General features: G+C 56.8%; 30 protein-coding genes. 7 read left to right on the forward strand and 23 right to left on the reverse strand.

Features of this window, described 5'->3' with window-relative positions; translation table 11 throughout:
* Window positions 1-12: 12 nt before the first annotated feature.
* Genes merA through KVQ82_RS30765 form a run of 4 tightly spaced genes read right to left on the reverse strand, consistent with a single transcriptional unit; the run spans window position 13 to window position 2856 of the window.
* Complete coding sequence (gene merA / locus KVQ82_RS30750) at window positions 13-1707, reverse strand: mercury(II) reductase (protein WP_000105636.1); 1695 nt, start codon at window positions 1705-1707, stop codon at window positions 13-15.
* A 51-nt stretch (window positions 1708-1758) separates the two neighbouring features.
* The gene (merC, locus tag KVQ82_RS30755; protein WP_001340589.1) at window positions 1759-2181 is read right to left on the reverse strand and encodes an organomercurial transporter MerC; all 423 of its coding nucleotides are present in this window, start codon (window positions 2179-2181) and stop codon (window positions 1759-1761) included.
* A gap of 35 nt (window positions 2182-2216) precedes the next feature.
* Window positions 2217-2492 (reverse strand): mercury resistance system periplasmic binding protein MerP, encoded by a 276-nt coding sequence (merP, locus tag KVQ82_RS30760; protein ID WP_000732292.1) that lies wholly within the window; start codon window positions 2490-2492, stop codon window positions 2217-2219.
* A 13-nt stretch (window positions 2493-2505) separates the two neighbouring features.
* Window positions 2506-2856, reverse strand: a complete 351-nt coding sequence (locus KVQ82_RS30765) for a mercuric transport protein MerT (RefSeq protein WP_001294663.1) — start codon at window positions 2854-2856, stop codon at window positions 2506-2508.
* A 71-nt stretch (window positions 2857-2927) separates the two neighbouring features.
* Here KVQ82_RS30765 and merR point away from each other — a divergent pair, with 71 nt between their 5' ends.
* The 3 genes from merR to KVQ82_RS30780 all read left to right on the forward strand — a co-directional run bounded on the left by merR (window position 2928) and on the right by KVQ82_RS30780 (window position 5427).
* Window positions 2928-3362, forward strand: a complete 435-nt coding sequence (merR, locus tag KVQ82_RS30770; protein WP_005303925.1) for an Hg(II)-responsive transcriptional regulator — start codon at window positions 2928-2930, stop codon at window positions 3360-3362.
* 84 nt (window positions 3363-3446) lie between these two features.
* The gene (locus tag KVQ82_RS30775; protein WP_096144393.1) at window positions 3447-4427 is read left to right on the forward strand and encodes an IS5 family transposase; all 981 of its coding nucleotides are present in this window, start codon (window positions 3447-3449) and stop codon (window positions 4425-4427) included.
* Between the two features lie 127 nt (window positions 4428-4554).
* Window positions 4555-5427: a LysR family transcriptional regulator gene (locus tag KVQ82_RS30780; protein ID WP_222019477.1), complete on the forward strand. Its 873-nt coding sequence runs from the start codon at window positions 4555-4557 to the stop codon at window positions 5425-5427.
* Window positions 5428-5691: 264 nt separating this feature from the next.
* Here KVQ82_RS30780 and KVQ82_RS30785 read toward each other — a convergent pair whose 3' ends face one another.
* The 10 genes from KVQ82_RS30785 to KVQ82_RS30830 form a co-directional block, all read right to left on the reverse strand.
* Window positions 5692-6282 carry a DoxX family protein gene (locus KVQ82_RS30785; RefSeq protein ID WP_222019478.1) on the reverse strand — a complete coding sequence of 197 codons (591 nt, stop codon included), beginning with the start codon at window positions 6280-6282 and terminating at the stop codon, window positions 5692-5694.
* Window positions 6270-6953, reverse strand: coding sequence for a hypothetical protein (locus KVQ82_RS30790; protein WP_222019479.1), 684 nt, complete (start codon window positions 6951-6953; stop codon window positions 6270-6272). The genes KVQ82_RS30785 and KVQ82_RS30790 overlap by 13 nt, the downstream gene beginning before the upstream one ends.
* The gene (locus KVQ82_RS30795) at window positions 6950-7783 is read right to left on the reverse strand and encodes a DUF692 domain-containing protein (protein WP_222019480.1); all 834 of its coding nucleotides are present in this window, start codon (window positions 7781-7783) and stop codon (window positions 6950-6952) included. The genes KVQ82_RS30790 and KVQ82_RS30795 overlap by 4 nt, the downstream gene beginning before the upstream one ends.
* Window positions 7780-8082, reverse strand: coding sequence for a hypothetical protein (locus tag KVQ82_RS30800; protein ID WP_222019481.1), 303 nt, complete (start codon window positions 8080-8082; stop codon window positions 7780-7782). Before KVQ82_RS30800 ends, KVQ82_RS30795 begins: the two co-directional genes overlap by 4 nt.
* Window positions 8083-8096: 14 nt before the next feature.
* The gene (locus KVQ82_RS30805; protein WP_260688136.1) at window positions 8097-8936 is read right to left on the reverse strand and encodes an MBL fold metallo-hydrolase; all 840 of its coding nucleotides are present in this window, start codon (window positions 8934-8936) and stop codon (window positions 8097-8099) included.
* 557 nt (window positions 8937-9493) lie between these two features.
* A complete protein-coding gene (locus KVQ82_RS30810) occupies window positions 9494-10474 on the reverse strand; it encodes an IS5-like element ISPre1 family transposase (RefSeq protein ID WP_222019482.1) in 981 nt (326 codons plus the stop codon).
* A gap of 140 nt (window positions 10475-10614) precedes the next feature.
* Entirely contained in the window at window positions 10615-12366 is a 1752-nt protein-coding gene (locus KVQ82_RS30815; RefSeq protein WP_260688137.1) for an ATP-dependent endonuclease, read from the reverse strand.
* A gap of 162 nt (window positions 12367-12528) precedes the next feature.
* Window positions 12529-15474, reverse strand: a complete 2946-nt coding sequence (gene mobF, locus KVQ82_RS30820) for a MobF family relaxase (protein WP_222019483.1) — start codon at window positions 15472-15474, stop codon at window positions 12529-12531.
* Window positions 15475-15484: 10 nt separating this feature from the next.
* Window positions 15485-17041: a type IV secretion system DNA-binding domain-containing protein gene (locus KVQ82_RS30825; RefSeq protein ID WP_017124988.1), complete on the reverse strand. Its 1557-nt coding sequence runs from the start codon at window positions 17039-17041 to the stop codon at window positions 15485-15487.
* Window positions 17034-17426, reverse strand: a complete 393-nt coding sequence (locus KVQ82_RS30830; RefSeq protein ID WP_017124989.1) for a hypothetical protein — start codon at window positions 17424-17426, stop codon at window positions 17034-17036. Before KVQ82_RS30830 ends, KVQ82_RS30825 begins: the two co-directional genes overlap by 8 nt.
* A gap of 427 nt (window positions 17427-17853) precedes the next feature.
* Here KVQ82_RS30830 and KVQ82_RS30835 point away from each other — a divergent pair, with 427 nt between their 5' ends.
* The 4 genes from KVQ82_RS30835 to KVQ82_RS30850 all read left to right on the forward strand — a co-directional run bounded on the left by KVQ82_RS30835 (window position 17854) and on the right by KVQ82_RS30850 (window position 20351).
* On the forward strand, window positions 17854-18309 hold the full coding sequence (locus KVQ82_RS30835; protein WP_172693478.1) for a conjugal transfer protein TraD: 456 nt from the start codon (window positions 17854-17856) through the stop codon (window positions 18307-18309).
* Window positions 18306-19025 (forward strand): StbB family protein, encoded by a 720-nt coding sequence (gene stbB, locus KVQ82_RS30840; protein WP_054076660.1) that lies wholly within the window; start codon window positions 18306-18308, stop codon window positions 19023-19025. Before KVQ82_RS30835 ends, stbB begins: the two co-directional genes overlap by 4 nt.
* Window positions 19026-19028: 3 nt before the next feature.
* Window positions 19029-19415, forward strand: coding sequence for a hypothetical protein (locus KVQ82_RS30845; RefSeq protein WP_172693477.1), 387 nt, complete (start codon window positions 19029-19031; stop codon window positions 19413-19415).
* Window positions 19416-19547: 132 nt separating this feature from the next.
* On the forward strand, window positions 19548-20351 hold the full coding sequence (locus KVQ82_RS30850; protein ID WP_054076658.1) for a SprT-like domain-containing protein: 804 nt from the start codon (window positions 19548-19550) through the stop codon (window positions 20349-20351).
* A 738-nt stretch (window positions 20352-21089) separates the two neighbouring features.
* On the opposite strand, the gene KVQ82_RS30855 is transcribed toward KVQ82_RS30850, so the two are convergent.
* The 9 genes from KVQ82_RS30855 to KVQ82_RS30895 all read right to left on the reverse strand — a co-directional run bounded on the left by KVQ82_RS30855 (window position 21090) and on the right by KVQ82_RS30895 (window position 25825).
* Window positions 21090-21353, reverse strand: coding sequence for an antirestriction protein ArdR (locus KVQ82_RS30855; RefSeq protein WP_081003825.1), 264 nt, complete (start codon window positions 21351-21353; stop codon window positions 21090-21092).
* A gap of 254 nt (window positions 21354-21607) precedes the next feature.
* A complete protein-coding gene (locus KVQ82_RS30860; protein ID WP_054076656.1) occupies window positions 21608-21880 on the reverse strand; it encodes a hypothetical protein in 273 nt (90 codons plus the stop codon).
* Window positions 21873-22202, reverse strand: coding sequence for a TrfB-related DNA-binding protein (locus tag KVQ82_RS30865; RefSeq protein WP_054076655.1), 330 nt, complete (start codon window positions 22200-22202; stop codon window positions 21873-21875). Before KVQ82_RS30865 ends, KVQ82_RS30860 begins: the two co-directional genes overlap by 8 nt.
* A gap of 23 nt (window positions 22203-22225) precedes the next feature.
* On the reverse strand, window positions 22226-22648 hold the full coding sequence (locus KVQ82_RS30870) for a hypothetical protein (RefSeq protein ID WP_172693476.1): 423 nt from the start codon (window positions 22646-22648) through the stop codon (window positions 22226-22228).
* 54 nt (window positions 22649-22702) lie between these two features.
* Window positions 22703-23530, reverse strand: a complete 828-nt coding sequence (locus tag KVQ82_RS30875; protein ID WP_222019484.1) for a DUF932 domain-containing protein — start codon at window positions 23528-23530, stop codon at window positions 22703-22705.
* A 198-nt stretch (window positions 23531-23728) separates the two neighbouring features.
* The gene (locus tag KVQ82_RS30880) at window positions 23729-24250 is read right to left on the reverse strand and encodes a single-stranded DNA-binding protein (protein WP_054076652.1); all 522 of its coding nucleotides are present in this window, start codon (window positions 24248-24250) and stop codon (window positions 23729-23731) included.
* Window positions 24251-24300: 50 nt separating this feature from the next.
* Window positions 24301-24687: a hypothetical protein gene (locus tag KVQ82_RS30885; protein WP_222019485.1), complete on the reverse strand. Its 387-nt coding sequence runs from the start codon at window positions 24685-24687 to the stop codon at window positions 24301-24303.
* Window positions 24688-25328: 641 nt separating this feature from the next.
* Entirely contained in the window at window positions 25329-25595 is a 267-nt protein-coding gene (locus KVQ82_RS30890; protein ID WP_172693474.1) for a hypothetical protein, read from the reverse strand.
* Window positions 25596-25606: 11 nt separating this feature from the next.
* Window positions 25607-25825 carry a hypothetical protein gene (locus KVQ82_RS30895; protein ID WP_172693473.1) on the reverse strand — a complete coding sequence of 73 codons (219 nt, stop codon included), beginning with the start codon at window positions 25823-25825 and terminating at the stop codon, window positions 25607-25609.
* Window positions 25826-25867: the final 42 nt, after the last annotated feature.

Consider the following 25867-nt stretch of genomic DNA (forward strand, 5'->3'; position numbering starts at 1 on the left):
ACCTCCTTGTCCTCACCCGGCGCAGCAGGAAAGCTGCTTCACATCCTTGTTGAAGGTCTGCGCCGCGAGCTTCAACCCTTCGACCATCGTCAGGTAGGGGAACAACTGGTCGGCCAGTTCCTGCACCGTCATCCGGTTGCGAATCGCCAGTGCGGCCGTCTGGATCAGTTCGCCCGCTTCCGGGGCCACTGCCTGCACGCCGATCAGTCGTCCGCTGCCTTCTTCAACCACCAGTTTGATGAAGCCGCGCGTGTCGAAGTTGGCGAGCGCGCGCGGCACGTTGTCCAGCGTTAGCGTGCGACTATCAGTTTTGATGCCGTCATGGTGCGCTTCCGCCTCGCTGTAGCCTACGGTCGCCACTTGCGGGTCGGTGAACACCACGGCCGGCATCGCGGTCAGGTTCAGGGCCGCGTCACCGCCGGTCATGTTGATCGCGGCGCGAGTGCCGGCCGCTGCCGCCACATAGACGAACTGCGGCTGGTCGGTGCAGTCGCCTGCGGCGTAGATGTGTTCCACGCTTGTACGCATGCCGGGGTCGATGACGATAGCGCCTTGCGGGGTGAGCGTGACGCCCGTCGCATCCAGTGCCAGCTTGCGTGTGTTGGGCGCGCGGCCGGTGGCGACCAGCAGCTTGTCGGCGCGCAGTTCGCCGTGCGCCGTGGTGAGCACGAATTCGCCGTCCCCTTCACCATTGATATACGCGACCTGGCTGGCCTGGGTGTGTTCCCTCACCTCGATGCCCTCCATGCGGAATGCGGCCGTGACGGCTTCGCCTATAGCTGGGTCTTCGCGGAAGAACAGCGTGCTGCGAGCCAGGATCGTCACCTTCGCTCCGAGTCGGGCGAACGCCTGCGCCAGCTCCAGCGCCACCACTGATGAGCCAATCACGGCCAGGCGCTTAGGAATCGTCTCGCTGACCAGCGCTTCAGTGGAAGTCCAGTACGGAGTGTCTTTCAGGCCGGGAATCGGCGGCACGGCCGGGCTCGCGCCGGTGGCGATCAGGCAGCGGTCGAATGCCACCACGCGCTCGCCGCCGTCGTTGAGTTGCACGATCAGGTTGCGATTGTCCTTAAAGCGGGCGGAGCCGTGCAGCACAGTGATCGCCGGATTGCCCTCCAAGATGCCTTCGTACTTGGCGTGGCGCAGTTCATCGACGCGGGCCTGCTGCTGGGCCAGCAGCGCCGTGCGCTGGATGGTCGGCGTGGTAGCGGCGATGCCGCCATCGAACGGGCTTTCCCGGCGCAGATGGGCGATATGGGCGGCGCGGATCATGATCTTGGACGGCACACAACCGACATTGACGCAGGTGCCGCCGATGGTGCCGCGCTCGATCAGCGTGACACGTGCGCCTTGCTCGACGGCCTTCAGCGCCGCTGCCATCGCGGCCCCGCCGCTGCCGATGACGGCGATATGCAATGCGCCGCTGCTACCCGTCTTGTCGTTTCTGCCCAGCAGATCGCGCATCTTGTCGAGCAATCCGCCCGGCGTCGAAACTGAGGGGGCATCGGCCAGCGTGGCCCGATAACCGAGTCCAGCTACAGCGGCCGTCAGCGCGTCGGGTGACGTGCCGACCTCAATGGCGAGCTTGGCGCTGCCCTTGGCGTAGGAGACATCCGCTGATTGCACGCCGGGCACTTTCTCCAGGGCGTCCTTGACATGCACTGCGCACGAGTCGCAAGTCATGCCGGTGATTTTGAGAGTGCTCATACCATCGTTCCTTATTCGTGTGGGCCGCCGTGTCGCACGGTCAGCCGTCTTTCACAAGCGCTTGGCGGGGAGTTCGCAGCCGTCCGGTCCGCAACGGCGATGCGCCGGCGACACGAAGTCCCAGATCGACACCCCAATCATCAAGGCCAGGCCGACGTACATCAGGTTCGCCGTCCACCAGTTGCCGAGCAGCCAGACCGTGGCCGCAAACACGATGGCCGGGCCGATCATGCCGAGCAGACTGCGCAGCCATTGCCGATGACTGAACCAACCCAGCGCGTTCGCCAGGAAGGCCAGCGCGGCAAACAGCGGCAGCAGGCGGCTGATGAACAGTCCCTCGTACTGGCTCAAGAAGCCCAGCCCGATGGCCGCGCCGAAGCTGGCGAGGGCTGGAAAGCAGGCGGCGCAGCCCATCGCGGAAACGACGCTGCCGAGCGCGCCGGTTTTATCGGCAATGCGTGTCATCAGTCCCATGAAGCGGCTCTCGCTGTTGTCGTTGGCTTGCTGGCTCACTGCTTGACGCTGGACGGATAGCCGGCGTCTGCGGTGGCCTTGGTCAGCTTCTGTACGCTGGCCTTGGTGTCGTCAAAAGTGACGACGGCCTCGCGCTTCTCGAAGCCCACATCGACCTTGCTCACGCCTTCGACCTTGGAGAGCGCTTTCTTGACTGTGATCGGGCAGGCGGCGCAAGTCATGCCGGGAACCGCTAGCGTGACGGTCTGGGTAGCGGCCCACACCGGGGCAACAGCGGCGGCGAGGGCAAGGGAGGCAAACAGTTTCTTCATGATGAACTCCTGGTTAATAGAAAAATGGAACGACATAGGGAAATCCAAGCGCGACCAGGACCAGCACGGCCACGATCCAGAAAATCAGCTTGTAGGTGGCGCGCACCTGCGGAATCGCGCAGACCTCACCTGGCTTGCATGCCTGCACGGGCCGGTAAATCCGCTTCCAGGCGAAGAACAGCGCCACTAGCGCCGCGCCGATGAACAACGGTCGATAGGGTTCCAGCACCGTCAGGTTGCCGATCCAAGCACCGGAGAAGCCCAGGGCGACCAGTACTAGCGGCCCCAGGCAGCAGGTCGATGCAAGAATGGCGGCCAGCCCGCCGGCGAAGAGCGCACCGCGCCCGTTTTGTGGTTCAGACATACGTTGGCCCTTTTGAATTTGGATTGGATAGCGTAACCTTACTTCCGTACTCATGTACGGAGTCAAGCGATATGGAAAATAATTTGGAAAACCTGACCATTGGCGTTTTTGCCAAGGCGGCCGGGGTCAACGTGGAGACAATCCGCTTCTATCAGCGCAAGGGCCTGTTGCCGGAACCGGACAAGCCTTACGGCAGCATCCGCCGCTATGGGGAGGCGGACGTGGTTCGGGTGAAATTCGTGAAATCGGCACAGCGGCTGGGGTTCAGTCTGGACGAGATTGCCGAGCTGTTGCGGCTCGACGATGGCACCCACTGCGAGGAGGCCAGCAGCCTGGCCGAACACAAGCTCAAGGACGTGCGCGAGAAGATGGCCGACTTGGCGCGCATGGAAACCGTGCTGTCTGAACTCGTGTGCGCCTGCCATGCACGAAAGGGGAATGTTTCCTGCCCGTTGATCGCGTCACTACAGGGCGAAGCAGGCCTGGCAAGGTCAGCTATGCCTTAGCGTGCTTTATTTTCCGTTTTCTGAGGTGCCCCCAACAAGTCCCGGATATGCGAAAATCGCCCGACCACCTGATCCGAGCCTCCCATGAGCCAGATGAGCTTTTCCGACTTCGAGTACGCCGGCAAGCGCAAGCAAACCCGCCGCGAACGCTTCCTTGCCGAGATGGATCAGGTCGTGCCCTGGGCAGGTCTGCTCGGCCTGATCGAGCCGTTCTACCCCAAGGCCGGTGGCGGTCGAAAACCTTACCCACTGGAAACCATGCTGCGCATTCACCTGCTGCAGAACTGGTTCTCCCTCAGCGATCCAGCCATGGAAGAAGCGCTCTACGAAATCACCCCCATGCGCCAGTTTGCACGCCTGACGTTGAGTGCGCCGATACCGGAAGACACCACGATCATGAACTTCCGGCACCTGCTGGAGAAACATCAACTGGCTCCTGCGATCCTCGCGGTCATCAACGGTTATTTGCAGGACAAAGGCTTGTCACTGCGCCAGGGCACCATCGTCGACGCGACCATTATTCATGCCCCAAGCTCGACCAAGAACAAAGACGGCGAGCGCGATCCCGAGATGCATCAGACCAAGAAGGGTAACCAGTATTTCTTCGGTATGAAGGCCCACATCGGCGCTGACGTTGAGTCTGGACTGGTTCATCACGTCCATGGCACCGCTGCCAATGTGGCCGATGTCACCCAAGTCGCTGAACTGCTCCACGGGGACGAAAACGCGGTCTATGCGGACGCAGGTTACACCGGTGTCGAGAAGCGTGAAGAGCACGAAAATCGTGACGTGATCTGGCAAATCGCGGCTCGGCGCAGCACGTATTCCAAGCTGAACAAACGCAGCCTGTTGTACAAAGCCAAGCGCAAGATCGAGTACTGCAAAGCGCAGACACGCGCCAAGGTTGAGCATCCGTTTCGGGTTATCAAGCGCCAGTTTGGTTACGTGAAAGTACGCTTTCGTGGGCTGATGAAAAACACGGCCCAACTGACCACGCTGTTCGCCCTGTCGAACCTGTGGATGGCTCGAAAACGACTGATGGGTTTGGGTGAGTTGCGCACTTAACACGGAGAACCGGGCGGAAAACGCTCCGCTGCACACTGTATTAGGCCGTTTTCAGGGAATAGCGCTGATTGTCTGGTGAATTACGGCCTGCCATCGCTGCGCGGCAAATTGATCGGAGCATCCTTAAATGAACCTTCATCATCTCTTAATCTTTCATACGATTACCAAGACCGGCAGCATCACTGCCTGTGCAAAGGCGTTGCACATTTCGCAACCAGCGTTGTCTCGCGAATTGCGAAAACTTGAGGAGCGCTTCGGTCTAACACTTTTTGAACGCCAACCGCGTGGTATGCGTTTGACGCATGCCGGCGACGTTCTTGCCGGATATGCCGATCGGCTCTTTGATATTGCCAGAACGGCTGACCTAGCAATGAAGGAACTCGAAAGCGCCAAGATTGGGCACTTATCCATAGCGGCGAGCAGCACTATCGGCATCTATGTCTTGCCGCGCGTTCTTGCACGTTTTCGCAATAACAACCCAGGTGTAAAGGTCAGTCTTTTCGTGAATAACACGGAACAGGTTTCTGAAGCCGTTGCAGATATGCGCTATTCGCTTGGCTTTATTGAAGGTCCTTTGCATATAAAAGGATTGACCGCTACCCGTTTTCGCGAGGACGACTTGTTGCCAGTGGTCGCCGCGTGGCACCGGTTGGCCGATGCTACCGCCATTAAACCCGGGGATATCGATGACGAGCCATTGCTGATGCGCGAGGTGGGATCGGGCACCCGCGAATTGGTGGCGGCAGTACTCGAAAACCTAGGTGTGCAGCAAGGACCAATCATGGAGTTTGGCAACACCGAGGCCATCAAACAGGCTGCCATTCATGGTGGCGGTATCGCTTGGCTGCCTTCCATCAGTATCACCGATGAAGTGGCCAATGACTTACTCATCCCTCTACCCTGCGCGCAGCTCACGCTTCGCCGAACGTTGAGTATTGTGCGTCGCGCGGCTGTCCCTGATGGGCCGGCCGAGCGCGAATTAATCTCCTTGCTCGGGTGAGCCGGATGAGAGCGCCTTATCAGATGTATGTGCTCGCGCGAATATCATCAATCAAATGGTGTTCTCGTTCTGTGTCTTTTGGAACTTTGTGAAGAGGCAAAAAAAGGGTTGAGTAGCGAACTCAGCCCAAAGCTAATTAAACGGAACCCACGGGCCCGGCTTGGGTTTAGCTGTTACCCGTCGCCGGCCGTTGGAAAATGCCTGGTGACATTGACCATGGGCTACCTAGCGCGTCCTGAATGAACCGCCACGCTAGCCGTATGGTCACTTCGGCCAACGCGGGAAGATCTTGGCCAGCCAATGGTCTGCGCTGACATAGCGACCTGCGCCATAGAAGAACAGCACCATAATCATGATGGCGTAGGTCACCGTGAATTCGATGCCGTTGTTGAGGATTATTGGGTCACCCAATTCCGTTACATAGTTGAAGCGGCCCGGAAAGGATTGTTGCAGCCAAGTCATGAGACCACTGAGCCGCATACTGGCTTCGGTGGATTTGCCGGCAATCGCGGCCCAGCCGTGGGACCAATGGACGGCCAGACCGGCGACGGTCATCAATATCGCCAATGGGATAGTGACGATGCGGGTGAACAGACCTAGGGCAATGCAGATCAGTCCTGCTACTTCGGTTCCCGTAGCAAGCGTGGCCATCAGCGTGGGCAACGGCATGCCGAGACCGCCTTGAGCCGCTGGAGTGGCGAACCACTCGACCAGTCCACTGAAACCGGTAACTTTGGCGTGGGCGCCCTCGTAGAGGGTCGGCAGCAGATACAAACGGATGGAAAGCAGCGCTACAAAATCCAACTTTTTGGACTTTTCGAGGCCGCGATTCAGAAGTGCGATCAGTTTAGCCATGGTGATGCCTTACTATTCGGGTGTGAAGTAATGAGTTCGTGCGCAAGCGCGTGGGTGAACCAGTGTGCTGACTCTTGTGGCGATATGAGCCGCTCGCCGTCTGTGAAGGAGGACAGTTTTGCGATGTCGTGATTTGAAAGCCTTTGCGTCATGACCCTATGGTCGAATGTGCGAAAGATGGCATAGGCATAAGGCGCATCGTGGTTTAACAGTGCCTGCGCCGCATGTTGGTCGTCCATATGCAGATCAAAGGGAGTGGCCAGCCATCGCACGGTGGGGTTGAGGTAAACATGGGTTGGGCGACGCGCCTCCTGTCCATCGGGATAGGGGACTGGGGCCTTATCGACCTCAACGTCAAACAGCATCCATTCGTACTCGATAAGGGGCCGCCCGATACCTGGCGGCAGGCGCGGCTGCATGAAGCGGACAAACTCGGTCGCAAGGTGAATGAATTCGGCCCGCGTTGCGCCAAAGCATTTGTAAAATGCGTCGATATCTTGGCGCAGGCGCTCGGCACCGCGATGTTTGGTAAACCGTGGGAACATCGTGGTGACTAGCTCTTGCGCGTTCACCCGGACCAACTCGCCATACGGGCCGAGATCACCGCGGCGAACGGCCTGACACCGACGCTCTGCGTCGCTGGTGACCTCTGGTGCGAGACGAACGTTCATTGCAGTTTCCCGGTCGAGCCGGTCATGGCCTCATGGATGCCGCGCAGTTCCTCACATAGCTCGTCAAGGCTGGGTATATTGTTGTCGCGCTCCAGCACAATGGGCTGCTCACCGAACCGATGAACCGCATAGGCACCAAGATTAAGCACGGCGACCGAAACGTCGGTTCCATGGGTATCCAGGACCCGCTCTTGAGGACCATTATCCAGATGGCCAGCAACGTGAAAGTAAGTCACCGCATCCGTTGGTAATGCATCTATGAATGCGTGCGGATCGAATCCGTGATTGCGCGAGTTCACATACGCATTGTTGACATCCAATAGCAGCCCGCAGCTTGAGGCGTCGATCAGCCGAGTGATGAATTCGGTCTCGGCCATCTGCCCCTCCTCATCGTAGTAGTAGGAGATGTTCTCCAGCGCGATACGCCGGGACAGGTAATCCTGCACTGCCTTGATCTTATCGACCATCAGATGCAGGCTGGCCTGCGTGCGACGCACCGGAATCAGCTCGTAAAGGTAGCCGCGACTATCGCGTGACATGCTGACGTGATCGCTATAGATCGCAATGTTGTAGTTGTCCAGGAAGATCTTCACTGCGCTCAAGTAATTCATATCCAGCGGTTGTGCATCGCCGATGGACAGGCTCAAGCTGTGTGCAACCATTGGATATTTATCCGCGATGGCGTCGAGTTGTTCCATGCTCTCTCCACCCAACCCCATCCAGTTGTCGGGTACGACTTCCAAAAAGTCGAAGTCATTCCGGATGGGGCCGTTGGCGAGAGACGAGGCAAACTCACGTCGGAGCCCAAGCCCTCGTCCTTGGATGATCATTGGCCACAAACCCCTTCGGAGAGCTTCTTTTGGGTCGTTTCGGCGATGTCGTAACCCTCAGCGGTCAGGCCACATTTACCGTCCCGTGTGCGGACCAAGCGACCTTGTGGGTCCTGACTGAGTTTCGCCTGGCCGTAGATCTTCTCGGTGCCACACTTACCGCTGGCACACTTGCCGCCACCCGTGGTGGTCTTGGCAGTGGCCGGTGGTGGGGTTTCACCGGCGTGAGCCGGCTGGCTGATGACGGCGAGCGAGGCGAGCGAAGCTACGGCGATGGATAGTGCGAGGGTCTGTTTCATTGGATGCTCCTGAGTCATGGCATTTCGAAGCGCGACAGATCACGACCTGCGTAAACCGGGCCGTGGTAGTAGCGTTTGATAATTTCGACGTTGCTATCCTTATTCTTCAAAGACTTACCCATGAAGTGATTGAGGATGAGCATTTTGGGATTGACGGCTGCGGCAATCTTGCCAACGACCGTGGGTGTTGCATGGAGGAATTTAGAGGTGTCGTCGGCATCGTCATCGATGGCAGCTGGCATAACCAAAATGTCAGCGCCCTTGGCAAAGTCGACGAACCCGGCACGGCTGCCGTTCTGATCCGCGGAGATCACGATCGTGCCGCACTTGCCTTCGATGCGAAATGCCAAGGTCGGCACATCACCGTGCGGAATGCCGTACGCATAAACCTTAACCTCGGCGTCTTGATAGACGAGGGAGGCTTTCTCGGCGTGGCGATCCACGTTGATAATCGGGCTGATCTTCAGATTCAGCCCATCACTGCCATCATGCAGACCCTCGAGATAGGCAAACGAGCCCGTTTTGGCAGCAAACGTGTCATGGAAGAATTCCGTCATGCTCGGGAATGAGTCAGATCCATCCGGACCGACCAGTGCGGTTGTGTGACCCGAGGCCATAAAATACGCGCCCTTCAAGATGGCGGGTAAGTCGACGCTATGGTCTGTGTGGAAATGCGAAATGCCGATGAAGTTCAGGTCTTCCAATCGGGCATGCGCCTGGCCAAAGCGCAGGTACGTACCACCGCCAGCGTCAATGAGCAGTCGCGACTTTCCATCAATCCAGACTATCTCCCCCGATGATGCACGAGCGTCGTCAGAGATTGGGCCACCAGAACCGAGCAGTTGAATGCTCATGGAATGCGATGTGTCACAGCTAGTTGTAGCGGCGGATGCACCGCAGGAGAGTGCCGCCAAACTAAGAGCGGTGGCGATTCGCAAGATTGTTTTCACAGTGAAGCTCCAAGCGGACTGAAGTGGAATGTGCGGGTCACGGAGTGGTGCCGAGCAGCACCAATGAGGTGTGACATATCGTTATCGATAGCTGACATATGCACCATTGCTTGTTTTTGATAGGTCGCATGCCTTTTTGGTATGCATTAAGGCGATGTTGCCGCATAGGTAGATTTCAAACTCTCGTTGGGCAGGGGGACGCAAGCCATGCCGATAGGGCATGGCGCACATGCGAAAAATGTCATCGTGCATGTCGGGTGAAAGTGGAAGAATAAATTCGAATTAATCACCGACCCATCCCGCATTACTTGCTAAGGATGGTCTGAAGTAGTTGTGTATTTCTGGCTGACTTCAGCCCCTGCCGATTTTAAAAGCGGCAAATCGATCAAAAACGCTCAGATCACCCGCTTATTTCTGTGTTTTTAGCCGCCGCGAGCACCTCGCGGCAGCCATTTCCCACATTACAGGCGCACCTCTCCTGCATTCGCCAGTAAATGTCGGCGCGCCATCCACAGGTTCGACAGCGCGAACAGCGTCACCAGTTGCGCCGTGTTCTTCGCCAGACCACGGAAGCGCACCTTCACATAACCGAACTGGCGCTTGATCACCCGGAACGGATGCTCGACCTTGGCTCGTACCTGAGCCTTGGCCTTCTCAATCTTGCGCGCGGCTTTGTACAAAGCACTGCGCTTATTAAGCTTCTTGTAAGTACTACGGCGGGCGGCGATCTGCCAGATGACCTCCCGGCCTTCATGTTCAGGGCGTTTCTCGACGCCGGTGTAACCCGCGTCGGCACCGACCATGTTCTCATCGCCGTGCAGCAGCTTATCGACCTGGGTGACATCGGCCACGTTGGCCGCCGTGCCCACCACGTTGTGCACCAAGCCCGACTCATCATCGACACCGATGTGCGCCTTCATGCCGAAGTAGTACTGGTTACCCTTCTTGGTCTGATGCATTTCCGGGTCGCGCTTACCGTCCTTGTTCTTGGTCGAACTCGGCGCATTGATCAGCGTGGCATCGACGATCGTGCCTTGGCGCAGCGACAGCCCTCGGTCGCCCAGATAGCCATTGATGACAGCCAAGATGCCGGCGGCTAGTTCGTGCTTCTCCAGCAAACGACGGAAGTTGAGGATGGTGGTTTCATCGGGGATACGCTCCAAGCTCAGCCCCGCGAACTGGCGCAGGATGGTGGTCTCGTACAGCGCCTCTTCCATCGCTGGATCGCTGTAACCGAACCAGTTTTGCATCAGGTGCACGCGCAGCATCGCCATCAGCGGATAGGCCGGACGACCGCCTTCACCCTTGGGATAATGCGGCTCGATCAAGGCAATCAAACCCTTCCACGGCACCACCCGATCCATCTCGATCAGGAACAACTCTTTGCGGGTTTGTTTGCGCTTACCGGCGTACTCGGCGTCAGCGAAGGTCATCTGCTTCATGGGGAAACTCAGCGGGTGGAATCCGGGTATTTTGCCAAAATCTGGAAGTCTTCTTCAGAGTTTCCTTAGCTGTTCGCTGAGAGCTTCTATTACGACTAAGCGGGCATCTGAACGAAGAGCGGCTGCAACGGAAGCATCACTCATTGCTCCACCTCTGGCAAAGGCTCAAGTCCAACGCTAGCTCGAATGGCGTTTAGGAATGGAACCATACGGGCCTGCAAAAGTGGCCAGATCCCCAACTCGTGGACCTTTTCAGCCAATTCACGGCCGCCTACTACGGACTTGAACCAGACGGATGAGTGTCCTTTGTAGGGGTTCTTTACGGTTTTTTCAGCATCCACCAAGTGTTCGGGTATCTGGCCGGTAGCAGCAGCAACGATCAAGGCCATTAATTCTTCATCGGAGCGGTCCGAGATTACATCGAAATCGACAGACTCGATTCCAAGCCGGTCGGCTAGCGTCCTAAGGCGCATGGTGGTTTTTTCTGCGGCCGGGTCTTCGATGAATCGAAATATACGAGCATGAGGGATTAGAGGAATGATGTTTTCTTCCAAGCAACCCCGTTCCCATTGGAAAAGAAGATGACCAATTCGATCTCTCAGTACTCGCCAGCGCCCATCGAATCGCCCTTCAAAGTCGGCGAAGCCCGCGAATTTCAAACCGCCCGTAGACAGAGCTTCCAACAGGTTTAAAACATTGTCGTTTCCAGTCGCGTCGCTGATGTAAATACCATGATCGCTCCAGTCAGGTACGTATCTGTCCAGTAGCGCAGCCAGAAAACCTACCTCTGTTGCGCCCTCAGCAACGATAGTCAGTCTGGAGAGGAACGCTTCTGGGTCCACCGATTGGTGTCGCGCAATTTTACTTTTGGGCAAATTGCCAATGCTGCCGGCCGAATCGATGTACCAAAGGGATGCTGGCTCAGAGGCGCTGACGACGGTGGCGCTGTGGGTCGTGACGAACGCCTGGCCAGCGCCTTCGATAAGCGTTTTCATTAGTTGTCGCTGCCTGTAGGGCTCTAGTCCGCGTTCCAACTCGTCTACGACTGTGATCGGATGGCCGTCCTGTAAGGAGTCCGCAATAGCCAGTGCAGCTAATCGTCGAGTTCCCGACCCCCAGCTGATTAGCGGGAGAGCAACCCCGTTTTTATCTGAGGTCAAGCCGACCAGCGCGTTTACCGACACCCCTGCATTGCCAACAAATGCCAATCCCAACTCGGTTGGAAGCGCTCTACGCCCGAACAGTAAATCCAGCGCATCCAACTTTTCTCTCGCCGGCTGATCCAGATGCTGCTCAATTTGATCTGCCGCAATCTCCCTGCCCAAGCGTGCACGCAGCCCCCGGTCAGCCAGCAGTCTGTCCAAGCCGGCGCCGTACACTAAACGCAAATCCCGATCGCTGCGATCATCACCGGAGAGCCTAACGACTCCGATGGATCGACGCAGAGCCACTGACAATGAAGCGCAGTTCCCATCGGGCTGCACTATTTCATATGCCAACTCCAGCTCGGCAGTACCTCTCACTCTTATCTTGTAAACGGCCGGTCTAGGTGCTTGCTCCGTATCTCCGGCGACTTCAGGAAGGACGGCATTGCGGCCGTCCCATTCCCATGGCCAAGCCATCGCTCCCTGCTGATTGATAGCGCTTTCGCCGGGTAACGATATAACTGCTTCGATCAGGAATTCGGCTTCAACGTCTCGACTCCAGTAGTCAGCATCCGCCAAGGTGTAGCTGTTGGTAGGGCTGAGCAGGAGTGCGATAGACTCCAGTAACGTCGACTTCCCTACATTACCTCCCCCTAGAATCACGTTGACCCCGGCACTTGGGTGCCATCTTAGCGAGCGAATGCCTCTGAATTTTTCAATTTTGAGATAGTGAAGGTATGCAGCCATGGGTTCCATCCTCTGTTCCCGATTAGGGTAGGGCAGCAGTGAAGACCTGTGCGCGATATCAGTCAATGGATGGTTATTCCCGAACCACCAGACGTCGCAAGGGGTTGCGGGAAGGTGCTGGGCTTAAGTGCACTTTCTGTTCCGTAACTCCCCAGACCCCACCTACACGCCTGATTTACCGGCGCTTGCACCGTCCAGCGCGGTACGCTGTTTCTTTTCCATCGCCTTGCCGTCCAAGACCGTGCGCGGCTTGATAGGTTCTTTACGCTGACGCTCACGTTCCTGCTGCAGCGAGAGCGCAGTTGTTTTGTCATAACGGTTGGCAATTGCAGCTGGTAGGTGAGCAATTTTGTCGGTGTAGATGCGAGCCTCGTATCTGGCCCGGCTGATGGCCACGTACCAGAGGTTTTGGGAAGTGGTCCGGCTTTTGGTGTTGATGGAGATCATTACCCGATCATTTGTGAGCCCCTGTGCGCTGTGAACAGTCGCAGAGTAGGCATGTTCCAGATGCAATGGCCGATTGGTTGGCAGCGTTACAACCCTTTCCGGCTTGCCGTCCCTTTCTTTGACGGAGGCCAGCTCGATCACTCCATTGACGTTACCGACCACTCGCATTCGGTCGCCGTTGGTGAGATCCAGCTTTTGATCGTTGCGGGTAATTCGTACCAGATCGCCAACGGAAAATTCTGGCTTCTCAAGGTTGTAGACGCTGAGTTTGGTCAATTTCCGGGGGTTGAACTCGACGCGGTTTCCGTTTTTATCCTTCACTACAAGGACGTTGCCGGGCAGGGCCTGGTCAACGGTGTACAGCTCGCCTCGCGTCAGGCCAGCCCTTATGTAGTCCTTCTCTGGCTGAACGATCATCCCTTTTTTGTAGCTGGGCGCATACCGGCGTTCCGCCTGTGTCGTGTCCACGCGGTTGAGCGTCGGTAGCTCTAGACCTTTGCCTACAAAGCCGAGCGCTTCTCGCGTCATGGTGTTGATCTGTTTGCGGTCTTTGTTCGTACCCGCAACGATCAGCACTTCTTTGCGTTCCTCTGGAGTCAGCGATATGTAGTCTCGGACGATGGCTTCATGCCGAAGGGCAGGGTCGCGAAATTCCTCGACATGATTTACGTGAGCAAGGGACTTCCCGGGATTTCCCTCTGCGGCATGCTGTACAGCGATTTTCAATTCCTGATTTTTCTGACGCTGGATCTCTTTGATACGCGCTGTTTCCATGCCGTTTTGCTGCAGCTGAGCAAATGGCTTACCAGCCTCGATGGCCTCTGTTTGTTTGGTGTCACCCAGCTGGACCAGTCGTGCACCTGATTGCTCAATAATTCGCATCAGCTGCTCCATCTGGCGAGCTCCGACCACCCCTGCTTCATCGAGAACAACGATTGTTCGCTCGTCTAGCTTCTTGTCTTTCGTATGGAAGAAACTGGCAAGTGTGTGTGCATCAAGCCCTTCGTTTTTCAACGCGGTCACCTGGTTGCCGTAGGGGGCCAGTGCTACCACACGAAACGTTGCGTCGGTCGTTGTCGAACGCTCAGTCATGGCGTTGTTGACGGATTCGATCAGCTTCACAGCGCGATCAACAGAGTAAGTTTTCCCGGTGCCCGCGTCGCCCTGGATGCCGACAAAACGATTGCTTGTACTGACAATCACTTCCACGGCCTGGTATTGGCCAGCCGAAAGCGTTGAACCCTCAAGCGCTTTCGCTACCTGTTCTTTGGTCAATAGAGGCGTGACCTGCCCGCGACCAGTGCGCTCGATGGCAAGAATTGCTTTCTCGCGCTTCAACGCCCTTTGAGTGGTGTAGCGTTTTTCGACTTCAACCAATGAGCCGCGGTCGATAGCCTTCTTGACGTACTGCTGGGCTTCTTTCTCAGACCATCCCTTTTGCTCTTTCAACAGGGCGCGCCACCCTGCAGGTGACAGCGCCGCCCCGTCAGGTGCGGTAGCCATCCTGTAAGCAGGTGGCGACTCGATTAGCGATCCTTGTTTCACCAGACGTTTGATTTCGTCGTCGACCTCTGTTGGTGAAGCCAACCCAACGGCGCGTCTTAACGCCGCTGTGCGCAGATCTGATTCACCGACAACCTGCTCACGTTCGGTCAGGTGGTTTATTGCGTACTGAACAACTGCCTGGCCAGCCGAGATTCCTTCTGGAAGGTTGTGTTCCGCATGAATGCTCTCTGATCGCCTGCCATATTCACGGTTATCAAGCTGACTGCGGCCGCCGAACTCAATACCCAGTTCTCGCGCTTTCGTGACCCAATATTCTTTGACCAGATGCCGGTCGCGCTCGTCCTTCCGTGGCCTGGTGGCCATCGCAATGATCTGCTTTTCCAATGCAGTAGCGTTGCTCCGCGTTTTGCCGTCCTTGGCCAGCGCGTCCTCGATCACTTTGGCCCTGCTTGAAAACGCTTCGATCTGGTCCCTTGAGATATGGGCCAGCTCGAAATTTCCGTCCTTGTCCAACACTCGGATCTCATAACCCAGCTCGCGCAGCTCTTTGGCCAGCTCGCCTTTGTACATGGCGTCAATCTGCGGTTGGATCTTGAAAATGTCGTCGTTATGAATCGCTCGCCACTTGCCGTCCGCACGCCGTGTTGCGTTCATGACGACAGCGTGTGTGTGCAGCTGAGGGTCTTTGGCCCGGCTGAGTTCATGCCGGAACTTACCGATAATCAGATTGCCCGTCCTTTCGAGCATGGACTTGCCATGTTCCTTTCTGCGGGTCTGCGCCAGTTTCTCGACATGCTCCATAGCTTTGGTAACGGCACGGTCGTGGGCCGCTACCACGTCCTTATCACCGGCAATGAGTGCCTGCATCGAGACAGATTTTGGTGCTGAAAAGGTCAGGTCCAAGCCCATACGGCGAGTGACTATTTCACCGGTTTCCTTGTTGACGGGCTTCGGCATCATTTCGCCGTTCGGAAGCTTGCCGTCAAACAGCTTGGCCAGCTCTTGTTGGTCGATGGGTCCTTCCAATCCCAAAAGTTCGGCACCTATTCCCTGCCATTCGCCAGGGGACTCTTTTGCGTAGTAGTCGTCTGCAGCTGTGTAGTACCCAGCTGCAGCGTACTGGTTGCTCCCCTTGATAGAGGTAACGTTGAACATGGCTACCTCGCTACGCCGCCTGACCGGTGATCATGATTGCTTGGGCGCGCTCTTTGTAATCGATGTATGGCGTCTTCACTTTGGTGATTGGGAAGTCTTCACCGAATTTCACGTAGGCGACCAGATCCGGAAGGTTGGATATTTCAGAAGCCTGTACCACCGGCTCATCCCGCGTGACTTCCTCAGTCCTGGTCAACTTGCCTGCCGTGTGTGATTTCCTCCAGCGCTTAACATCGTGAGAGCCGAGGATTTCGCTGGCCATGCCTGCGTTTTTGGCGTTCGCTGCAGCAAGAATGACGTAGTTCCGGAAGCACGACAGCAGCGTCTCCGCATCGTCGCGGCCATAACTGGCGTTGAGCTGCGACCAGTCCTGCAGACTGCCGACCATTCGCAAGCCATGCTTACGGCCTTTGGTTGCCGCTGGAACAAAGCTTTCCAGTTTCCCGAGTGATTGCAGCTCATCGAGGAACAGCCAGAGGCGTTTACCCGTCATCGGTTCCGAGCTGAGAATCGTGGCGCAGATGGTGTCAATCCACGTGGCCACAAGCGGTTTCATGGTGTCGCGCATGTCCTCCCGCCAAGTGATAAACAGATTGCCGGCGTTTGGATCGTTTACCCATTGATAGATAGAGAATTCACCCTTGCTCATGTAGCGCAGAGGGCGAATGTATTTGTTCATCATGAACTGAATGCTTGCGATGGCTTTTTCTGCGTTGTCCCGGAAGTAGCCTTCGGAATCCGTGTTGGCCAGGAAGGCGCGGATGGTGTCGCCATCCTCACGCACAAGCAGGTTTACCAACGTGTCTTGGTTTGGGTTGTTGGTTTCTTTGAGCTTCCGCATGGTGTCTGACAGCACGTCGCGTGCGTACGCGCACCATTGTTCATCGCTTGGGTCAACCTGGGGCGGGATTATCGACTTGGCCATCCGGTTGAAGTCATGGATGCCACGGATCTCGTTGAAGATCGTCCAGCCCGCAGACCGAACATCAAAGGGATTGAGGATGTAATCCCCTTTGAAACTGAACTTGGAATAGAACGTCCCGTTCGGGTCGACGACAGCCATGCGATCCCCACGCTTCAACGCCGAGGCAATCATTCCTTCCATCGTCACAGATTTACCGGCGCCGATAGATGCGCAAATCATCGTGTTTCGATCTTCGAGGTGCAGAGGCATTGGCAGCTTGCCAATCATGATGGGATCAGACTTGGCCAGCCCTTTTTTCTTACGTTCGCGATTGGTCTGCGCGTTGCGGCGATTTACCTTGGCCTTGACGGTGTGCCAGTTCTTTATCTGCGAACCCCGTAGGAATTCCTGGTACTGCTCTCCCCGGAACCCATCGTCACAATATTCCTGCAGGTAGTAGACCAGAGAGGCGGCGGCTACTGATGTGGCGATTGTCGCTCCCAACACAATTGGATTGTGCCAGCCGTTGTGGAGTGTTTCCTTGAAAGCTGCAGGGAAGGGGGTCAGTGGCATCTGTGCCAAGTAGACCCCCGCTCCCCATCCAGCGATCGGCAAACCGAAACCCGCTGTCATCGTTGCAGAATCGACTTCTCTTTTATGCATTGTCCTCTCCTGATAGACGTTCAATGTCGCTGGCCAGCTCGGGCAATAGCCTGCTGATTAGCTGATCGGGATCAGCCAAATGGCTGAGTTCGGCGCGCAACTCGTTGACCTTTCCTTGCTGCAACCCTTGTCGAAGCAGATGCACGGCGATGGTTAGAAGGGTTCGATTTTCCGCCTGAGCCTGGCTGATACTTTCGAGCAAACCGAGTGTGCGTTGCTGATCTGCCCAGCTGTCCAAATCACTCTGACGGCCACTCGATTTCTCGCTCGCCAGAGCCCTGTCACGCACATAAGTCGACAGGTGTTTGTACCCTGCCAATGCCGCCGCTTGCTCAAGCCGAGCCTCTTGCTCGTCGTTCAAACGTATGGGAAGTGTCTTCGCCACGGTGGTCCTCTCTGAGCCGAAATTGACGCATTTTCACAGGTACAATATCGGTCCGAACCGCGTATAGCAAATGTAATACAAAAAAAGCTTGATTTTGCTGGTCTAGATGGTACTTTTGTATAGCAATTGTATAGCGTAATAAATTGCATGGATTTCGCTGTAGGCCGCGCTCTGCGCGGCTTGCGCCTCCCGCTAGGGGGGTGCGTGATGTGTATTGAGATTTTGACCCTGTTAAGGGGAAAAATCGAAGCTCTTGTTAAGGGCGTATCCACTGTTTAGGCCGAAGGCCGTAGGGTGGTATGCAGAAAGGGTGCAGGAAGGGTGCAGGAAGGGTGCTACAAGAGTGCAAGAGCAGTGCAACTTGACTACAGGTAGGGGGCAGGTAAGATGCACATAGAGTGCAACAGGGGTGCAGGTAGGGTGCAAAATGAACGACAAAGATCTAACGAATGCCCTGATGGCGGTAGAGCCTGAGACAAAGGCAGCGAAAATACGCCAGGTGATGCCATTGATTGAGCAGCAACTAAGTGCGGGTGTACGTCGCCAAGTGATCCTGGATGTGTTGAAGCAACAGGGTATCGAACTGAGTATGGAGACGCTGAAAAGCTACCTGTATCGGTATCGCAAAGCTCAGAAACAGAACCCGGAGAAACAGGCTGCAACGTCGAGCCAAGTGCCAAGCGTGCAACCTGTGATCGAACGTGAGGCGCCGGAAAAGGAAGGAGGTGTATCGTACGATACAGATGCAGAATCACCGGTCAGTCAAACGGCCCCGTTGGGGCCGAGTGAGCTGAGCAAGATTATGAACCCTGGGGACGATAAGAACGCCTCAGATTTGGCCATGTACGAGAGTGCAGGCCGTCGAAAAAGGACGCCAAAATGAAAGTCGCAGTAGTCAATTTCAGCGGTAACACCGGAAAGACCACCGTATCCGACTCGTTGTTGTCGCCGCGAATGGGTGGCGTGCGTTTCGCAATCGAGACGATTAACGCCGGCGCATCAGACGATGCCGCCGAGATCGAGCGAATGAAAGGCCGCCAGTTCGGTGAGTTGTCAGAGATCTTGCTGACCGAGGACAACGCCGTAGTAGACGTTGGAGCATCCAACGTCGAGGATTTTTTCAAATACATGGGCCAGTTCGCGGGCTCCCATGAAGATTTCGATTACTTCCTGGTTCCAACGGTATCGGAGAAGAAACAGCAAGCCGACACCATCAACACGATCAAGACACTTGCCGCGTTGGGCGTGCCACGCAGCCGCATTTTGGTGGTGTTCAACAAGGTTGAAATTGATGACGCTGACGACCTGCCTCATACGTTCGCCGCTGTGCTGGGGTTCCATGAGATGGAGAAGAAATTCACGCTCAAGCGTGATGCGGTGATTTATTCGAACGAAGTGTTCGAACGCTTGCGGGCTTTGAAAACCAACATCGCCGCTGTGGTGCAGGACACCACGGATTACCGCGAGCAGTTGCGCGCAGCGCAAGACGATGCGGCAAAGGAACAGGCCAAGCGGATGATATCGGTTCAGCGTCTCGCCAAGTCGGCCTGGCAGAACCTGGATCAGGTTTATGGCGCTCTGTTCGGGAAGGGGAAGTAAGCGATGGCCAAAGACGCGACGACAGCACGAGAGGCGATGGTCGGGCAGATGATGGAAGACTTCGACGCGCTCGTCCGTCGCCTGGAACAGGTCGACGGCGAGTTGGCGGCGAAGATTTCCGAGGCTGTGCGTGATGGTTCCGGCAAAGCACTGCTGCAGTCGCAAATGAACTTTGAGTCCATGATGGAAAAGGAGCGTAACGCGCTAGTCCTTGCTGGCCGCGAAGCGGTCGCAAGGATTGGTAACGAGATAAACCGGAGTTCCGCAAATCTGCTCACGGCCCAAGCGCAGCGCCGGGCCGTGGGATTTTGCGCGCTGCTCATAGGTTCCGGCATGGCCATCGGCGCACTGCTGATGGTCGTTGGCCACCTGCTTGGAATCTTTGGTTGAGAGGGGGGCAACCCCCTTTTTTCGGGTGCATTCTGTATCGTACGATACAGGATAAGCTTTGCACGAATTTCACCCACCCCGCCGCTTGTAAACAGGCGCGGGGGTTTTCTCGCATGCGAGAAAGGAGTCCATATGTCGGCCACGCCAAGTCAGCAGCTTTACGAAGAAATCGAGGGTGCTTACGACTGGTTCAACGAGAAGTTATTCGGCGGTCAGCTCCCCGGCTGCATTTTCACCCTGCAACGGAAAGCGAACACGTTTGGGTACTTCTCGCCATCGCGGTTCCTGCGCCGGAACGGCGCGGGAAAAAGCGATGAGATCGCACTGAACTGCGCGTACTTCGCGCATCGCCGGATCGATCAAACACTTTCGACACTGGCACACGAACAGGTGCACCAGTGGCAAGACCATTTCGGCACGCGCTCACGCAGCGGCTACCACAACCGCGAGTGGGCCAACAAAATGAAGTCCATCGGATTGATGCCGTCCGATACGGGTGAACCTGGTGGGAAGCAATGCGGCCAGCAGATGACGCACTACATCATTGACGGCGGGCCATTTGCTGTCGCATGTCAGGAACTCATTGAGCAGGGCGGCATGCTTTCTTGGATCGACGTGGTTACCCAACGGGTAGCCATGTCAGCTACACAGCTTTACGGACCGGATGGTCAACCCGTGGAGCAGCCCGTGGGCGATCCTACGATAGATCTGCTTGCCCTGACTTCTGCCGGATTGTTGACCCCGGCGACAAATCCCGAAGATCCAAAGAACAAGCGCAAATACACCTGCCCGAGCTGTCACCTGAACTTGTGGGGCAAACCGGGCTTGAGCGGTCGCGTGCAATGCGTGGATTGCAAAGTGCTGTTCGTTGATGCGAAAGAGCTGGTCGAAGTGCCTGCAGAACAACCCTCAGTTGAGCCGGTCGCAAATACCTGACGATTCAGGATGAACGCCAGGTATTTGAGTCTGGCCGCTGCCGGTCAGGCGACTTTATGGCTGCGGATCCAAGGGCGCAGCTCTTGGTCGCCGAAGGCTGCTCTTTCGCCGGTGGGCTCACGCATGAAAAATCGTCCAGCGAGCGGGGCCCAACAAAGGCCCAAAGCGAGCGGTGCAGTTATCCACGGGCCAGGCGCGTTTTATGCCTGGGCGGTGGGTAACTGCAGGACGATTTCCTGAGCCGTGCGCTGTCTTTGGACGTGAGCTCAGCGGCGACCGGCCATGTGGCCGGGGAATTGGTCTGCGGATCCAAGGGCGCAGCTCTTGGTCGCCGAAGGTTGCTCTTGCGCTGCAGGAATTCACGCACGACAAATCGCCCAGCGAGCGGGGCCCATCAAAGGCCAGAGCGAGCGGTGCAGTTATCCACGGGCCAGGCGCGCTTCATGCCTGGACGGTGGGTAACTGCAGGGCGATTTCCTGAGTCGTGCACTGTCCTTGGACGTGAGTTTCTGCAGCGCCCGGCCGCATGGCCGGTAGGTTTTCAAATCCGCCCGGCAGGGCGGCAAAGAAAACCCTGTGCCGTACGTTACAAAGCAAGCGGAGCGCGCAGGCCGAAGGCCGGAGGCGTGAGGATGGAAGCCCGAAGGGCCAAGACCTGGCGCGCTTTTGGCCAGGGCTTGGTTCACGACAGCCGCCCCCCGAAGGGGGCACGCGCAGGACAAGAATTTTGAGGTAGATCTAGGCGGGATTTTTGATTGCTGCAGGGGCAACTTCTACCCACTGTTTGGCCCCGTTCGAGTAATCACCACCTTGGGCAATAAACACTTGGCCATCTTCTAAAACTGCGTACACACCTGGTCTTTCATGGTTCGGATCGCGCAGCTCGTTTTTCCAACAGTAGGCTGAGCGCTCCCAAATGCACACAATCCCCCCAGTGTGTTCCTGGTTGTTTTGCCGCCATTCACTGGCAATATTTCGAAGTTCAGCGATTGAGTGTTGCATTTGCACCTCTCTTAACCGAGATCAGTGGGAGACTCTAACCCTGTGCAGGCAATGGAATGTCGGGCGGCGTCGGGGTTAGGCATGGCACCCGCGCCGGGTTTTTCGCAATCTCCGCACAGTGATTTTCATAGTCAGCTTGGGCGCGGTACTTAGCGTATTTTTGTTGAATCCATCCGGTAACTACAAAGATGACCAGCCCAACAAATAGGATTTTCTGGCGTCGCGTTGTGGCTGTTTTCATTGGTGAGTACCATTCACTTTGATTCGGGGAAAACGATACCTTGTAGCGTCCAGCTCACAAAGCGGTGCGCTTGTTCAATCTCGCTTTCCAGCGCTTGCCGATCCGGGCAGTTGTGATCATCGGCAGCGTCTTGTAAGAGGCGCACGCGGTCGAGCTGGTGCAGCAGCTCCGGCGTGAGGGTGACTGTCATTGGCGCGAACGTGTAGGCCACCGGGTCATCTTCAAACAGTACCGGCAGTGCCATACCGTTGTCTTTGAGCCATGATTTGAAGTCGGTCTTACGCATCCTTGCCACCCTTTTTCGGTGCCGGTTTGGCGTCCATATAGGGCTTGGCCATCTCCATGACTTGCGCGGCCAGCTCGGGTGGCAACCAAACCATAACGGGAACCAGCTCGCTGGCCCCGTGTTCGTCCAAGATGGCACGCACCCGCTTTACCGCCGCATGAACGGTCTGTTTCGACATGTCTCTAGCGTTGGCCACGTCTTGCGGTCGCTGGCCATCTACCAAGATGGCCTTGGCGATCTCTACCGTAGAGACCGCCAAGCGGCGCGAGGCGAATACCGGCGATATTCGTTTCCAGTCCTCGGCGGTGTAGATCGGCTGCATGTAGTTACTCCGTTTTTCAGTGGTCAATGATTTGTGGCCACCGCTGCGCGGATCCGGGAACGGATCTCGCTATGGGTGATGATCGGCAAACTCAGGAACGACCAGCAATGACCGTAACAACGGGCATACACGCGCACCAAATCACCGACCTCGGGGGCCTGCAGTATGAATGAATCGCCGGCATCGTCGGCGAAGTAGTCCAGCACCTGGCCGCGGCTGATCGCAAAATCAAAGCGGGCCTCTGTGATGCGCTCGGGTTTGGTGCCGTTGGCCGCTTCCTGCGCCTGCAGGAAGGCCGCTTGATCGTCCAGCACAGCGCCGGGGTGACGAATGCGGATCTCCGGCAACATCAGATAGCTGCAACGAGCGGCCCACATGTTGGGGCCGATCTCGCGTGCGTAGTCAATGATCGTGGTTTGCCCTGGTACAAAGAAAACTTTTTGCATGGCGGCTTTCTCCTTGCGGGGTTGGCCGGGCGCAGCGCGCCCGGCCTGGACTTGTTAGGCGGCTTGGCGAATGTGCTGAGCCAGTACCCACAGGGCGCGATTCAATTTCACGTCCTGGTCAATGCCGGAGACGGCGCGGGTAGTGGTGCGGCGACCTTGCTTGTTGCGGCCTGTAAGCCCTCCCTTGATGGTGTTTTCCTGTACTCGGTTGAAGGTGGTCCAGAGATCATCGGCCCGATCCTCGGCGCGACGTGGGCGCAGTAACTGGCTAGCAGTCACCGGCGCCGGGCCTTCGGCTGGGTCGTAGCGGTACGCCAAAGCAGCCTCGGCGAAGGCGTGTTGCAGCTCGGGACGGATCTGGATTTCTTTCATGGTTTCGCGCTGATCCTCGATCAGTGCGAACTGATTCAGCACTTCGTAAGCCCCCTCGATGACTTCGCCGATCACGTCTTGGCGGCCACTGTGACGGACTTTCTGATCCATCGCGGCTTCGCCCAGTACAAGGCCGTTGGCACACACAAAGCGGAAGCAACCGCCCATCATCTGGTAACTGCTGGTGCCATCGTGGCTGTTCAGCAGGATGATTTCGTTCGCCTCTTTGTCCATGATGTTCGACGCATGGCGCAGACGGATCATGTGCTTGGTGTGCTGGATCTTGTCGGAGTTGCGAACGCGGGTTTGGCAGGCCATGAAGGGTTCAAAACCTTCCTGGCGCAGTGCGGTGAGCACGTCGACGGTTGGGATGTAGCGGTAGCGATCGGAGCGGCTGTCGTGCGCTTCGACTGCGAAGATGGAAGGCGCAACGTGAGCGATCTCATCATTGGTCAATGGGACGTTGCTGCGAACCATGCAAGGGTTGCGGAAGTTGCTGGATAGACGCATTTTTGAATCTCCTTCGCGATTTGCCCGGAGCGGTTGCCGCCGCTGGTTCCGGGCTGTCGATGCGGTATTGCTTCGACGTGGTTAGTATCGCAAAAGCAGGATTAGGAGTCAACTGTTAGTAAAATCTATTTTTACCATTTGTCGGCATGAGCGCAAAAAACCCGGCGCTTGGCCGGGCTTTTGTGGTGCTTTGCGGATCTACTGCAGCAAACACGAAAAACGGTAGGGATCCATGAAGGGGATGTCATCGTCCATCGAATCGAAATCAGGCGCAGGCTGTGGCGACGGCTGCGGGGCTTGCTGCGGTGCCGACCGTTGTTGCTGAGGCCGTGGCGCCTGCTGCCTCGGTGCCTGGCTAGAGCCGTCCTGGTTCTGCGGTCTGCCGCCTAACAGCTGCATGGTGCCTTGCATGTCGACGACAATTTCTGTCGTGTAACGCTTGATCCCGTCTTTTTCCCATTCGCGGGTTTGCAACTTTCCTTCGATGTAGACCTGAGAACCTTTGCGCAAGTATTCGCCGGCAATCTCGGCCACTTTGCCGAACAGCGACACCCGGTGCCATTCGGTCTTTTCAACTTTCTGCCCGGTCTGCTTGTCCGTCCATTGCTCACTGGTGGCCAAGCTCAGATTGGTAACGGCATTGCCGTTGGGTAGGTAACGCACCTCGGGATCTTGACCGCAAGTCCCGACCAGAATCACTTTGTTTACGCCACGGGCCATGATTGAAACTCCTTTTCGATGCCCCGGCGTACCGGGGCTGTAGGGTGGGTTTATGCTGCCTGGCGCACGCCTGCGGCAAATGTGAGGAAGTCAGATTTTGTCAGCCAGCCCAGGTCGGTAGGCGGTTGTTCCGCTTGGGCTTGAGACGCGGCCCACTCGTCTTCATCGGCCAGAATTTCGGCATAAATGCCTTTGATATAATCTGACTCTTCGCTGCTAAAGAGGTGATCGTAATCGTCACCTTCTCCAGTGTCCCCCTCGAAGTGATTGCACTCGGTGCAATGCAGGTTGCTGTAAACGTTCAGCGAGCCCCCTTCGCAAGCTTCCCAGGTACGAGAGATGGCTTTGCCGTTGCACACTGGGCATTCCACTTCGTCACGGTCGTTGTCCAGTTCCATGCCACCGGGTTCGATGCAAGAGCCGAAAACTAAAGTCATGGTGTGTCTCCTTCGCGATTTACCCGGAGCGGTTGCCGCCGCTGGTTCCGGGTTGCCGAGGCGGTATTGCTTCGACGTAGAAATTATCGCAAATCATCGAACGCAAGTCAACTGTTAGTAAAATCCAAGTTGACCGCTTGTCGCCATTCTCGCGTGCGAGAAAATAGCAAAAGGGCTTGCCAACGCCGCTCTGTCGGTACTGCTTGGATGCCGAGGTTTGGGAGCGGGAAATAAACGCTTCTAAAGCAGCAGCCGCAGGCTGCATCAAGCCTTTGGGGAACTGGAGCGCGCTGCCGGTGGTGGGTCTGCTCGTCAGCGTCGGTAGGTCGCGGTAAGCCCGGACTATCCAGAGCCTGGCCGCGTGCAAGGGGTCGTGGAATACCGCAGGCGCGCAGCGACAAGGATATGCCGCGAAAGCCCCTTGCAGGCAAGGCCAGGCGGCGGATAGGCCATTGGGGCGATCCGCTACCTACCGATGCTGATGAGCCTACCTGGTGATGCGGAAGGACCGGCAAGCGGAGCGCGCAGGCCGCAGGCCGGAGACGTGAGGATCGAAGCCCGAAGGGCCAAGACCCGGCGTGCTTTTGGCCGGGGCTTGGTTCACGAGAGCCGCCCCCCGAAGGGGGCACGCAAGAGGGAGATTATTTGGTGGTCAAAGCCCGACATTCGTTGATCACTTCGCGAACGAACTTTCCGTTGTTGAATGGCGCGTTTCCCAGTTCCGGGAATCGGTTGGCCAACGATGGTCGGTCAGACTCGATCAAGCTTTGTATCCCGACGCGCAAGTCTTCCTTCGTAACCCCTGTTGCCAGCCAGTACGCACCGACGATTTCATCTTCGGACGCGGTTTCGAGCCACAGCAGTAGTTCGAGGTAATCAGCCGAGCGCTCCGCATGTGTAGTTTCCATGAATTCGTTCCTCAGAGGTCCATTTCATCGCGAGCGCAATCACTCAGTGATCGACATTGTTCTGCTCGTCGCATGTAGGTCTGACCATTACCTGGCCAGATCGAGGCGGCGGCTTCGTACAGTTCGGCGGCTGAATACCACTTTTTGTGCAGTTCTGCCAGCCGCGCAGCGGATTGCAGTGCATTGCATGAACGTTCGGCTTTGCTTTGAGTGAGGTCACGAAATTGCATTTGTGGATCTCCTTCGCTGAATTCCCGGGGCGGTTGCCGCCG

Origin of the sequence: Pseudomonas sp. AO-1 (genome assembly GCF_019775695.1) — a bacterium.
In the GTDB taxonomy this organism is placed as follows: Bacteria; Pseudomonadota; Gammaproteobacteria; order Pseudomonadales; family Pseudomonadaceae; genus Aquipseudomonas; species Aquipseudomonas parakoreensis.